The organism is Citrobacter sp. H12-3-2 (assembly GCF_009649895.1).
Classification (GTDB): Bacteria; Pseudomonadota; Gammaproteobacteria; order Enterobacterales; family Enterobacteriaceae; genus Citrobacter; species Citrobacter portucalensis.
Map to the genome: position 1 here is coordinate 3,904,859 of NZ_CP045837.1, position 12,849 is coordinate 3,917,707.

General features: G+C 52.0%; 8 protein-coding genes, 2 tRNA genes and 3 rRNA genes. 6 read left to right on the forward strand and 7 right to left on the reverse strand.

The window, feature by feature from the left end; all coding sequences use genetic code 11:
• Positions 1-63: 63 nt before the first annotated feature.
• The 6 genes from GHC22_RS18670 to gmhB all read right to left on the reverse strand — a co-directional run bounded on the left by GHC22_RS18670 (position 64) and on the right by gmhB (position 6,313).
• A tRNA-Asp gene (locus tag GHC22_RS18670) sits at positions 64-140 on the reverse strand.
• A gap of 192 nt (positions 141-332) precedes the next feature.
• Positions 333-448, reverse strand: a 5S ribosomal RNA gene (rrf, locus tag GHC22_RS18675).
• A gap of 97 nt (positions 449-545) precedes the next feature.
• Positions 546-3,453, reverse strand: a 23S ribosomal RNA gene (locus tag GHC22_RS18680).
• A gap of 221 nt (positions 3,454-3,674) precedes the next feature.
• A tRNA-Glu gene (locus GHC22_RS18685) sits at positions 3,675-3,750 on the reverse strand.
• Positions 3,751-3,835: 85 nt separating this feature from the next.
• Positions 3,836-5,377 (reverse strand): 16S ribosomal RNA (locus GHC22_RS18690).
• Together the 16S, 23S and 5S rRNA genes with 2 tRNA genes alongside form the textbook arrangement of a ribosomal RNA operon.
• Before the next feature lie 369 nt (positions 5,378-5,746).
• The gene (gmhB, locus tag GHC22_RS18695) at positions 5,747-6,313 is read right to left on the reverse strand and encodes a D-glycero-beta-D-manno-heptose 1,7-bisphosphate 7-phosphatase (protein ID WP_008786280.1); all 567 of its coding nucleotides are present in this window, start codon (positions 6,311-6,313) and stop codon (positions 5,747-5,749) included.
• 189 nt (positions 6,314-6,502) lie between these two features.
• On the opposite strand from gmhB, the gene metN reads away from it, so the two are divergent.
• The 6 genes from metN to proS all read left to right on the forward strand — a co-directional run bounded on the left by metN (position 6,503) and on the right by proS (position 12,097).
• Entirely contained in the window at positions 6,503-7,534 is a 1,032-nt protein-coding gene (metN, locus tag GHC22_RS18700; protein ID WP_003829140.1) for a methionine ABC transporter ATP-binding protein MetN, read from the forward strand.
• Entirely contained in the window at positions 7,527-8,180 is a 654-nt protein-coding gene (locus GHC22_RS18705) for a methionine ABC transporter permease MetI (RefSeq protein WP_003018471.1), read from the forward strand. Before metN ends, GHC22_RS18705 begins: the two co-directional genes overlap by 8 nt.
• A 44-nt stretch (positions 8,181-8,224) precedes the next feature.
• A complete protein-coding gene (metQ, locus tag GHC22_RS18710) occupies positions 8,225-9,040 on the forward strand; it encodes a methionine ABC transporter substrate-binding lipoprotein MetQ (RefSeq protein ID WP_003829145.1) in 816 nt (271 codons plus the stop codon).
• Positions 9,041-9,156: 116 nt separating this feature from the next.
• Complete coding sequence (gene rcsF, locus GHC22_RS18715) at positions 9,157-9,561, forward strand: Rcs stress response system protein RcsF (protein WP_003018477.1); 405 nt, start codon at positions 9,157-9,159, stop codon at positions 9,559-9,561.
• Positions 9,558-10,265 carry a tRNA (N6-threonylcarbamoyladenosine(37)-N6)-methyltransferase TrmO gene (tsaA, locus tag GHC22_RS18720; protein WP_008786279.1) on the forward strand — a complete coding sequence of 236 codons (708 nt, stop codon included), beginning with the start codon at positions 9,558-9,560 and terminating at the stop codon, positions 10,263-10,265. The genes rcsF and tsaA overlap by 4 nt, the downstream gene beginning before the upstream one ends.
• A gap of 113 nt (positions 10,266-10,378) precedes the next feature.
• The gene (proS, locus tag GHC22_RS18725) at positions 10,379-12,097 is read left to right on the forward strand and encodes a proline--tRNA ligase (protein ID WP_003829149.1); all 1,719 of its coding nucleotides are present in this window, start codon (positions 10,379-10,381) and stop codon (positions 12,095-12,097) included.
• A 44-nt stretch (positions 12,098-12,141) separates the two neighbouring features.
• Here proS and nlpE read toward each other — a convergent pair whose 3' ends face one another.
• Positions 12,142-12,840, reverse strand: coding sequence for an envelope stress response activation lipoprotein NlpE (gene nlpE / locus GHC22_RS18730; RefSeq protein WP_085951559.1), 699 nt, complete (start codon positions 12,838-12,840; stop codon positions 12,142-12,144).
• Positions 12,841-12,849: the final 9 nt, after the last annotated feature.

Here is a 12,849-nt window from a genome sequence, read left to right on the forward strand (position 1 = left end):
CAGCAATAATTAAATTGCAGACAAAGAAAAAGCCCTGAGCGTTAGCTCAGGGCTCTTAATAAGTGGCGGAACGGACGGGACTCGAACCCGCGACCCCCTGCGTGACAGGCAGGTATTCTAACCAACTGAACTACCGCTCCACCGAATTTCTTTGTCACCACCCGGATTCTTCATCCCGGTTTACTGCAATTTGATGCCTGGCAGTTTATGAATCACTTTGTGATTCACCCTTCGGGCCGTTGCTTCGCAACGTTCAAAAGCTTTCGCTTTTGTCCTACTCTCTATCGAGTAGTGAACTGCCTCGAAAATCAGTGCCATACTTCTAATTTGATGCCTGGCAGTTCCCTACTCTCGCATGGGGAGACCCCACACTACCATCGGCGCTACGGCGTTTCACTTCTGAGTTCGGCATGGGGTCAGGTGGGACCACCGCGCTACAGCCGCCAGGCAAATTCTGTTTATCAACACGCTTTTGCATGTCAATCTAATCTGTAATCAAGCTGAATCTTGTGTCTGTCTCTTCGCCAAAACATCTTCGGCGTTGTAAGGTTAAGCCTCACGGTTCATTAGTATCGGTTAGCTCAATGTATCGCTACACTTACACACCCGACCTATCAACGTCGTCGTCTTCAACGTTCCTTCAGGACTCTCAGGGAGTCAGGGAGAACTCATCTCGGGGCAAGTTTCGTGCTTAGATGCTTTCAGCACTTATCTCTTCCGCATTTAGCTACCGGGCAATGCCATTGGCATGACAACCCGAACACCAGTGATGCGTCCACTCCGGTCCTCTCGTACTAGGAGCAGCCCCCCTCAATTCTCCAGCGCCCACGGCAGATAGGGACCGAACTGTCTCACGACGTTCTAAACCCAGCTCGCGTACCACTTTAAATGGCGAACAGCCATACCCTTGGGACCTACTTCAGCCCCAGGATGTGATGAGCCGACATCGAGGTGCCAAACACCGCCGTCGATATGAACTCTTGGGCGGTATCAGCCTGTTATCCCCGGAGTACCTTTTATCCGTTGAGCGATGGCCCTTCCATTCAGAACCACCGGATCACTAAGACCTGCTTTCGCACCTGCTCGAGCCGTCACTCTCGCAGTCAAGCTAGCTTATGCCTTTGCACTAACCTCCTGATGTCCGACCAGGATTAGCTAACCTTCGTGCTCCTCCGTTACTCTTTAGGAGGAGACCGCCCCAGTCAAACTACCCACCAGACACTGTCCGCAACCCGGATTACGGGTCTACGTTAGAACACCAGCCATTAAAGGGTGGTATTTCAAGGATGGCTCCATGCAGACTGGCGTCCACACTTCAAAGCCTCCCACCTATCCTACACATCAAGGACCAGTGTTCAGTGTCAAGCTATAGTAAAGGTTCACGGGGTCTTTCCGTCTTGCCGCGGGTACACTGCATCTTCACAGCGAGTTCAATTTCACTGAGTCTCGGGTGGAGACAGCCTGGCCATCATTACGCCATTCGTGCAGGTCGGAACTTACCCGACAAGGAATTTCGCTACCTTAGGACCGTTATAGTTACGGCCGCCGTTTACCGGGGCTTCGATCAAGAGCTTCTCCTTACGGATAACCCCATCAATTAACCTTCCGGCACCGGGCAGGCGTCACACCGTATACGTCCACTTTCGTGTTTGCACAGTGCTGTGTTTTTAATAAACAGTTGCAGCCAGCTGGTATCTTCGACTGATTTCAGCTCCATGGGTAAACCACTTCACCTACATATCAGCGTGCCTTCTCCCGAAGTTACGGCACCATTTTGCCTAGTTCCTTCACCCGAGTTCTCTCAAGCGCCTTGGTATTCTCTACCTGACCACCTGTGTCGGTTTGGGGTACGATTTCGTGTTACCTGATGCTTAGAGGCTTTTCCTGGAAGCAGGGCATTTGTTACTTCAGCACCGTAGTGCCTCGTCATCACACCTCAGCGTTAATAAGGTACCGGATTTACCTGGAACCTCCGCCTACATGCTTAAACCGGGACAACCGTCGCCCGGCTAACATAGCCTTCTCCGTCCCCCCTTCGCAGTAACACCAAGTACAGGAATATTAACCTGTTTCCCATCGACTACGCCTTTCGGCCTCGCCTTAGGGGTCGACTCACCCTGCCCCGATTAACGTTGGACAGGAACCCTTGGTCTTCCGGCGTGCGGGTTTTTCACCCGCATTATCGTTACTTATGTCAGCATTCGCACTTCTGATACCTCCAGCATACCTCACGATACACCTTCAACGGCTTACAGAACGCTCCCCTACCCAACAACACATAGTGTCGCTGCCGCAGCTTCGGTGCATGGTTTAGCCCCGTTACATCTTCCGCGCAGGCCGACTCGACCAGTGAGCTATTACGCTTTCTTTAAATGATGGCTGCTTCTAAGCCAACATCCTGGCTGTCTGTGCCTTCCCACATCGTTTCCCACTTAACCATGACTTTGGGACCTTAGCTGGCGGTCTGGGTTGTTTCCCTCTTCACGACGGACGTTAGCACCCGCCGTGTGTCTCCCGTGATAACATTCTTCGGTATTCGCAGTTTGCATCGGGTTGGTAAGTCGGGATGACCCCCTAGCCGAAACAGTGCTCTACCCCCGAAGATGAGTTCACGAGGCGCTACCTAAATAGCTTTCGGGGAGAACCAGCTATCTCCCGGTTTGATTGGCCTTTCACCCCCAGCCACAAGTCATCCGCTAATTTTTCAACATTAGTCGGTTCGGTCCTCCAGTTAGTGTTACCCAACCTTCAACCTGCCCATGGCTAGATCACCGGGTTTCGGGTCTATACCCTGCAACTTAACGCCCAGTTAAGACTCGGTTTCCCTTCGGCTCCCCTATTCGGTTAACCTTGCTACAGAATATAAGTCGCTGACCCATTATACAAAAGGTACGCAGTCACACCCCAAAGGGTGCTCCCACTGCTTGTACGTACACGGTTTCAGGTTCTTTTTCACTCCCCTCGCCGGGGTTCTTTTCGCCTTTCCCTCACGGTACTGGTTCACTATCGGTCAGTCAGGAGTATTTAGCCTTGGAGGATGGTCCCCCCATATTCAGACAGGATACCACGTGTCCCGCCCTACTCTTCGAGTTCACAACACATGCACTTTTGTGTACGGGACTTTCACCCTGTATCGTGCGACTTTCCAGACGCTTCCACTAACACACATGCTGATTCAGACTCTGGGCTGCTCCCCGTTCGCTCGCCGCTACTGGGGGAATCTCGGTTGATTTCTTTTCCTCGGGGTACTTAGATGTTTCAGTTCCCCCGGTTCGCTTCATTACGCTATGTATTCACGTAATGATAGTGTGACGAATCACACTGGGTTTCCCCATTCGGAAATCGCCGGTTATAACGGTTCATATCACCTTACCGACGCTTATCGCAGATTAGCACGTCCTTCATCGCCTCTGACTGCCAGGGCATCCACCGTGTACGCTTAGTCGCTTAACCTCACAACCCGAAGATGTTTCTTTCGATTCATCATCGACTTGCAAAAATTTGAGAGACTCGAACACACCGCTTTTCATTTCTTATTACGGAGAAATGAAACAGTGTGTCGTTTCAATTTTCAGCTTGATCCAGATTTTTAAAGAGCAAATATCTCAAACGTGACTTGTAAGTCAGTTTTGAGATACTTCGGTCGGCGACTTTCACTCACACATACCAGCAAGTGGCGTCCCCTAGGGGATTCGAACCCCTGTTACCGCCGTGAAAGGGCGGTGTCCTGGGCCTCTAGACGAAGGGGACACTGAAGTCTCAATCGCAAGACGCCTTGCTATTTACTTTTCATCAGACAATCTGTGTGAGCACTACAAAGAACGTTTCTTTAAGGTAAGGAGGTGATCCAACCGCAGGTTCCCCTACGGTTACCTTGTTACGACTTCACCCCAGTCATGAATCACAAAGTGGTAAGCGCCCTCCCGAAGGTTAAGCTACCTACTTCTTTTGCAACCCACTCCCATGGTGTGACGGGCGGTGTGTACAAGGCCCGGGAACGTATTCACCGTGGCATTCTGATCCACGATTACTAGCGATTCCGACTTCATGGAGTCGAGTTGCAGACTCCAATCCGGACTACGACATACTTTATGAGGTCCGCTTGCTCTCGCGAGGTCGCTTCTCTTTGTATATGCCATTGTAGCACGTGTGTAGCCCTACTCGTAAGGGCCATGATGACTTGACGTCATCCCCACCTTCCTCCAGTTTATCACTGGCAGTCTCCTTTGAGTTCCCGGCCGAACCGCTGGCAACAAAGGATAAGGGTTGCGCTCGTTGCGGGACTTAACCCAACATTTCACAACACGAGCTGACGACAGCCATGCAGCACCTGTCTCAGAGTTCCCGAAGGCACCAAAGCATCTCTGCTAAGTTCTCTGGATGTCAAGAGTAGGTAAGGTTCTTCGCGTTGCATCGAATTAAACCACATGCTCCACCGCTTGTGCGGGCCCCCGTCAATTCATTTGAGTTTTAACCTTGCGGCCGTACTCCCCAGGCGGTCGACTTAACGCGTTAGCTCCGGAAGCCACGCCTCAAGGGCACAACCTCCAAGTCGACATCGTTTACGGCGTGGACTACCAGGGTATCTAATCCTGTTTGCTCCCCACGCTTTCGCACCTGAGCGTCAGTCTTTGTCCAGGGGGCCGCCTTCGCCACCGGTATTCCTCCAGATCTCTACGCATTTCACCGCTACACCTGGAATTCTACCCCCCTCTACAAGACTCTAGCCTGCCAGTTTCGGATGCAGTTCCCAGGTTGAGCCCGGGGATTTCACATCCGACTTGACAGACCGCCTGCGTGCGCTTTACGCCCAGTAATTCCGATTAACGCTTGCACCCTCCGTATTACCGCGGCTGCTGGCACGGAGTTAGCCGGTGCTTCTTCTGCGAGTAACGTCAATTGCTGCGGTTATTAACCACAACACCTTCCTCCTCGCTGAAAGTACTTTACAACCCGAAGGCCTTCTTCATACACGCGGCATGGCTGCATCAGGCTTGCGCCCATTGTGCAATATTCCCCACTGCTGCCTCCCGTAGGAGTCTGGACCGTGTCTCAGTTCCAGTGTGGCTGGTCATCCTCTCAGACCAGCTAGGGATCGTCGCCTAGGTGAGCCGTTACCCCACCTACTAGCTAATCCCATCTGGGCACATCCGATGGCAAGAGGCCCGAAGGTCCCCCTCTTTGGTCTTGCGACGTTATGCGGTATTAGCTACCGTTTCCAGTAGTTATCCCCCTCCATCGGGCAGTTTCCCAGACATTACTCACCCGTCCGCCACTCGTCACCCAAGGAGCAAGCTCCTCTGTGCTACCGTTCGACTTGCATGTGTTAGGCCTGCCGCCAGCGTTCAATCTGAGCCATGATCAAACTCTTCAATTTAAAAGTTTGATGCTCAATGAATTAAACTTCGTAATGAATTACGTGTTCACTCGTTGAGACTTGGTATTCATTTTTCGTCTTGCGACGTTAAGAATCCGTATCTTCGAGTGCCCACACAGATTGTCTGATAAATTGTTAAAGAGCAGTTGCGACGCGCTTTAGCGCTCTGTCGCGAGGTGGCGTATATTACGCTTTCCTCTTTCAGAGTCAACCCTCATTTTCAGGTTTTTCTCTTCAACCGAACCGGCTGTTTGTGTGAAGTGATTCACATCCGCCGTGTCGATGGAGGCGCATTATAGGGAGTCGACTCAGGAAGACAAGCGGAAAAATGCATTTTTGTTTCAACCGCTCACCTTTTATCCACAACGCTTACTTTTGCTGCTTTTTGATCGCCATTGGCAGGTCTGCCAGACTATTTATGACCAAATCTGCCGCATTTTCTGCTTCCGGCGTGACGGGTTTGCCTGTGCGCACCAATACCTTCGTGCCAACATTCGCAGCTGTCGCCGCCTGCATATCTTCAATTTTGTCGCCAACCATATAAGAAGCGGCCATATCGATGTGCAAGAAGTCTCGGGCGGAGATAAACATGCCAGGATGCGGTTTACGGCAGTCGCAGACCTGACGATACTCTTCTACAGTACCCTGCGGGTGATGCGGGCAGTAGTAGATACCATCCAGCTCAACGTCGCGATCGGCCAGCGACCAGTCCATCCATTCGGTCAACGTTTCAAACTGCGCCTCAGTAAATTTACCACGCGCGATACCAGACTGGTTCGTCACGATAATAAGCGCGTAACCCATCTTTTTAAGTTCACGCATGGCATCAATAACGCCGTCGATAAACTCAAACTCGTCGATCTCATGTACATAACCGTGGTCCACATTAATGGTACCGTCACGGTCGAGAAAAATTGCGGGTACAGACTTTGCCACCTTTTATAGCTCCTGAATAAGGCATGTGACTCTAGTATCGCATGTTTCAGCGGGCAAGAAAGTGCTCATCGTGCAAAGCCCGATTGATTTAGACGTCTGGATGCCTTAACATCCATCTTGTTGACGGCTTCGACCGTACCTGACAGACGAAAACGCCACGGCTAACTTAATTACGATAATAAATAACCAATGATTAAACTTTCGAATATCACCAAAGTGTTCCAGCAGGGGACTCGCACCATTCAGGCGCTAAATAATGTCAGCCTGCATGTTCCTGCCGGGCAGATTTATGGCGTTATTGGCGCCTCCGGCGCCGGTAAAAGTACGCTCATCCGCTGCGTTAACCTACTCGAACGCCCTACCGAAGGCAGCGTTCAGGTTGGCGGTCAGGAGCTGACCACGCTTTCTGAGTCGGAGTTGACTAAAGCTCGCCGTCAAATCGGCATGATTTTTCAGCACTTTAACCTGCTCTCTTCCCGTACGGTGTTCGGTAACGTCGCACTACCGCTGGAACTGGATAACACGCCAAAAGAAGAGATCAAACGCCGCGTAACAGAACTGTTGGATTTGGTTGGTCTTGGAGACAAGCACGATAGCTACCCGGCCAACCTTTCCGGTGGACAAAAACAGCGTGTGGCGATCGCCCGTGCGCTGGCAAGTAATCCCAAAGTGTTGCTGTGCGATGAAGCCACCAGCGCACTCGATCCGGCAACGACACGCTCGATTCTGGAATTATTGAAAGATATTAATCGTCGTCTGGGACTCACCATTCTGCTGATTACTCACGAGATGGACGTTGTAAAACGTATTTGTGACTGCGTGGCGGTCATCAGTAATGGTGAACTGATTGAGCAAGACACCGTTAGTGAAGTGTTCTCACACCCGAAAACGCCGCTGGCACAGAAATTTATCCAGTCCACGCTGCACCTGGATATTCCGGAAGATTATCTGGAACGTTTAAAAGCGGAGCCGGAAGCCGACAGCGTGCCGATGCTGCGTATGGAATTCACCGGTCATTCGGTCGATGCACCGCTACTTTCTGAGACGGCCCGTCGCTTTAATGTGAATAACAACATTATTAGCGCGCAGATGGATTACGCCGGCGGCGTGAAGTTCGGCATCATGCTGACTGAAATGCACGGCACACAGGAAGATACACAAGCAGCCATTAGCTGGTTGCAGGAACACCATGTAAAAGTAGAGGTACTGGGTTATGTCTGAGCCGATGATGTGGCTGCTGGTTCGCGGCGTATGGGAAACGCTGGCAATGACCTTTGTGTCCGGTTTTTTTGGCTTTGTGATTGGTCTGCCGGTCGGCGTGTTGCTGTACGTAACGCGTCCGGGGCAAATTATTGAGAACGCGAAGCTCTACCGTACGCTCTCTGCGCTGGTGAACATTTTCCGTTCCATCCCGTTCATCATCTTACTGGTGTGGATGATTCCGTTCACCCGCATGATCGTAGGCACCTCTATCGGACTGCAGGCAGCTATCGTTCCGCTGACCGTCGGTGCCGCGCCGTTTATCGCCCGTATGGTGGAAAACGCGCTGCTCGAAATCCCGACCGGGCTGATAGAAGCCTCTCGTGCGATGGGCGCCACGCCGCTGCAAATTGTACGTAAGGTATTACTGCCAGAAGCGCTGCCAGGACTGGTCAATGCGGCCACCATCACCCTTATCACGCTGGTTGGTTACTCCGCGATGGGCGGTGCCGTCGGTGCCGGTGGTCTTGGACAGATTGGCTATCAGTACGGCTATATTGGTTACAACGCTACCGTAATGAATACAGTACTGGTATTGCTCGTCGTTCTGGTTTATTTAATTCAGTTATCCGGCGATCGCATCGTCCGGGCTGTCACGCACAAATAACGTTGCACACAACACTAAAAACTCATTAAGAAAAGGAAATAAGCATGGCGTTCAAATTCAAAACCTTTGCGGCAGTTGGAGCCCTGATCGGTTCTCTGGCACTTGTGGGTTGCGGTCAGGATGAAAAAGATCCTAATCACATCAAAGTGGGCGTTATTGTTGGCGCAGAGCAGCAGGTTGCAGAAGTCGCGCAGAAAGTGGCAAAAGAAAAATACGGTCTGGACGTTGAGCTGGTCACGTTTAACGATTACGTTCTGCCTAACGAAGCGCTGAGCAAAGGCGATATCGATGCTAACGCCTTCCAGCACAAACCATACCTGGACCAGCAGATCAAAGATCGTGGTTACAAGCTGGTTGCTGTAGGCAATACTTTTGTTTACCCGATTGCGGGCTACTCCAAAAAAATCAAATCACTGGATGAGCTGCAGGACGGTTCCCAGGTTGCGATTCCAAACGACCCGACTAACCTTGGCCGTTCCTTGCTGCTGCTGCAAAAAGTGGGCTTAATCAAACTGAAAGACGGTGTTGGCCTGCTGCCAACCGCGCTGGACGTGATTGAAAACCCGAAAAACCTGAAGCTGGTTGAACTGGAAGCACCGCAGCTGCCGCGTTCCCTGGACGATGCACAAATCGCACTGGCGGTCATCAACACCACCTACGCCAGCCAGATCGGCCTGACTCCGGCAAAAGACGGTATCTTTGTTGAAGATAAAGATTCCCCGTACGTAAACCTGATTGTAACTCGTGAAGACAATAAAGATGCTGAGAACGTGAAGAAATTCGTTGAAGCATACCAGTCTGACGAAGTGTACGAAGCAGCAAACAAAGTCTTCAACGGCGGTGCTGTTAAGGGCTGGTAATTTTAGGCTGTTTACAGAATCTGTAATATCATCAGGACGGGCGCTTGCCCGTCTTGTCATTTATGCAAGCACCTGATTCAATATCTGACGTTTAGATCATTCATTGAGGAAATATTATGCGTGCTTTACCGATCTGTTTAGTAGCACTCTTGCTGAGCGGCTGTTCTATGTTAAGCAGATCCCCTGTTGAACCCGTTCAAAGCACCGCAACCCCGCCGAAAGCGGAGCCGGAAAAACCGAAAGCACCGCGCGCTACGCCGGTAAGAATCATTACTAACGCTGAAGATTTAGTAGGCAAACCGTTCCGCGATCTTGGCGAAGTTAGCGGTGAATCCTGCCAGGCTTCAAACCAGGATTCCCCTCCGAGCATTCCAACCGCACGCAAACGCATGCAGATTAACGCATCAAAAATGAAAGCTAATGCGGTATTGCTGCACAGTTGCGAAGTGACCAGCGGAACGCCGGGTTGCTATCGTCAGGCGGTTTGCATCGGTTCTGCACTGAACATTTCGGCGAAATGAGCCATTTTCAGTTCGAGCAAATAGGCGTTATCCGCTCACCTTATAAAGAAAAGTTCGCCGTTCCACGCCAGCCCGGTCTGGTGAAAAGCGCCAGCGGTGAACTGCATTTGCTCGCACCTTATAACCAGGCCGATGCCGTTCGCGGCCTGGAAGCCTTCAGTCATTTGTGGGTGATTTTTGTTTTTCACCAGACAATGGAAGGTGGATGGCGTCCGACCGTGCGCCCTCCCCGCCTTGGCGGCAACGCCAGAATGGGTGTCTTTGCCACGCGTTCAACGTTTCGTCCTAACCCTGTTGGCATGTCGTTGGTTGAGCTACGGGGCATCCGCTGCCATAAAGAGCACGTGATCCTCGAACTCGGTGGGCTGGATCTTGTTGATGGCACGCCAGTCGTAGATATAAAACCGTATCTGCCGTTTGCCGAATCGTTACCCGATGCTCGCGCCAGCTATGCTCAGGATGCCCCCAAGGCCAGCATAGACGTGACGTTCAGTGAAGATCTCGCGGAGCAGCTACCGAAGCTCGAACAACGTTACCCGCATCTTCGTCAGTTTATTGCCGAAGTGCTGGCGCAGGATCCGCGTCCTGCCTATCGTAAAAACGAGGAAGAAGGCAAAACCTACGCCGTCTGGCTGCTGGACTTTAACGTCCGCTGGCGCGTCACGCCGTCAGGATTTGAGGTCTTTGCTCTGGAAGCCCGCTAATTTGCGTCGCGTACTCTTTTGACATCCCTTTCTCGCTGGTAAACTAAACCACTTTTGTTTTGTGCCAGGCTCGTTTTGAGCCTGTTCGATCGTTCAACTGGAACCGTAACAACATGCGTACTAGCCAATATCTGCTCTCCACTCTGAAGGAGACACCTGCCGACGCCGAAGTCATCAGCCACCAGCTGATGCTGCGCGCCGGGATGATCCGCAAGCTGGCCTCCGGGTTATATACCTGGCTGCCGACCGGCGTGCGCGTCCTGAAAAAAGTCGAAAACATCGTGCGTGAAGAGATGAACAACGCCGGTGCGATCGAGGTGTTGATGCCGGTCGTTCAGCCTTCTGAACTGTGGGAAGAGAGCGGCCGTTGGGAACAATACGGCCCGGAACTGCTGCGTATTGCTGACCGTGGCGATCGTTCGTTCGTCCTCGGCCCAACGCATGAAGAAGTGATCACCGACCTGATTCGTAACGAGCTGAGCTCTTACAAACAGCTGCCGCTGAACTTCTATCAGATTCAGACCAAATTCCGTGACGAAGTCCGTCCGCGCTTCGGCGTGATGCGCTCCCGCGAATTCCTGATGAAAGATGCATACTCTTTCCACACCTCTCAGGAATCCCTGCAGGAAACCTACGACGCGATGTACGCTGCGTATAGCAAAATCTTCAGCCGTATGGGGCTGGATTTCCGTGCAGTACAAGCGGATACCGGTTCTATCGGCGGCAGCGCCTCTCACGAATTCCAGGTGCTGGCGCAGAGCGGCGAAGACGATGTGATCTTCTCCGACTCCTCTGACTATGCGGCGAACATCGAATTTGCCGAAGCCGTTGCGCCGAAAGAGCCGCGCGCGGCAGCAACCCAGGAAATGACGCTGGTAGATACGCCGAACGCTAAAACCATCGCCGAACTGGTTGAGCAGTTCAACCTGCCTATCGAAAAAACCGTGAAAACCCTGCTGGTGAAAGCGGTTGAAGGCAGCAGCTACCCGCTGGTCGCCCTGCTGGTTCGTGGCGATCACGAGCTGAACGAAGTCAAAGCGGAAAAACTGCCGCAGGTTGCCAGCCCGCTGACCTTTGCCACCGAAGAAGAAATTCGTGCGCTGGTAAAAGCAGGTCCTGGCTCGCTCGGTCCGGTGAATATGCCAATTCCGGTGGTTATCGACCGTACCGTTGCAGTAATGAGCGATTTCGCTGCCGGTGCCAACATCGACGGTAAACACTATTTCGGTATCAACTGGGATCGCGATGTGGCCACCCCGGAAGTTGCTGACATCCGTAACGTAGTCGCCGGCGACCCTAGCCCGGACGGCAAAGGTACGCTGATGATCAAACGCGGTATCGAAGTCGGCCACATCTTCCAGTTGGGTACCAAGTACTCTGAAGCGATGAAAGCCGCTGTTCAGGGCGAAGATGGCCGTAACCAGACGCTGACTATGGGCTGCTACGGTATCGGGGTCACTCGCGTAGTCGCTGCTGCTATTGAACAAAACTTTGACGATCGTGGCATCGTATGGCCAGATGCCATTGCCCCGTTCCAGGTCGCCATTCTGCCGATGAACATGCACAAATCCTACCGTGTGCAGGAGCTGGCTGAAAAGCTGTACGCTGAGTTGCGCGCACAGGGTATCGAAGTGCTGATGGACGATCGTAAAGAGCGTCCGGGCGTGATGTTTGCCGATATGGAACTGATCGGTATCCCACACACCATCGTGCTGGGCGACCGTAACCTCGACAACGACGATATCGAATACAAATACCGTCGTAACGGCGAGAAAGAGCTGATTAAAACCGGCGACATCGTCGACTTCCTGGTCAAAGCCATTAAAGGCTAATACCAACAAAAAGGCCCTGATTATCAGGGCCTTTTTTCTATCGATTAATTACACGCTTTACCAGGGATAAATTTCGCGTCTTTATCCGCCATCAACGTTTTCACTTTCTCACCCGTATCCGGGTTTGACTCCAGCGTGAAATGCGCCTCAAGCGTCAACAGTACGGACTGTCCGTTTTCCGCACGAGCGGCTAAATAGTCGCGTTCAAGCTGAGCGTTATTCGCCACCGGCATCCGTTTACCCGTTGCGCAGTCGGTAAAGATTGCCGCGTCAGCCATATAGAAATACATGCCTCGCATCGGCATTGGCGTCACCGGTAAGCTGGCGGAAACCGGCTGGAGCGTGTAGTTAAACTGTGACTCAATCGGGTTACCTTCACGATCGAGCATTTCCAGCGCCTCGCCTTTAGCCCGGTAGTACGATTTTTCACCTTTGCTGTCGGTCAGCACCAGTTTGTCGGCTGTACGCGCCCATGTGCCATAAGAGGCAAATGAAGACGGTTCATCCCGCACGCCCTGATAGCGTTCGTTCATCACCCATGTACCGTCTTTTTCCAGAAACAGAGAGGTTTCAATCCCTTCGCAGTCCGCGCAAGGTAAGATGCCACGCCAGCTTTGCTGCATCGGTTTTAATTCTGCCGCCCGCGTCGGCTGTAGTACTTCAACTTCAGTACGGTTATTACAGCCGATCAAGGAAAAAAGCGTGCATGCAGCGACCACGGACAATATTGCTGTTTTCACTATCAATTCCTT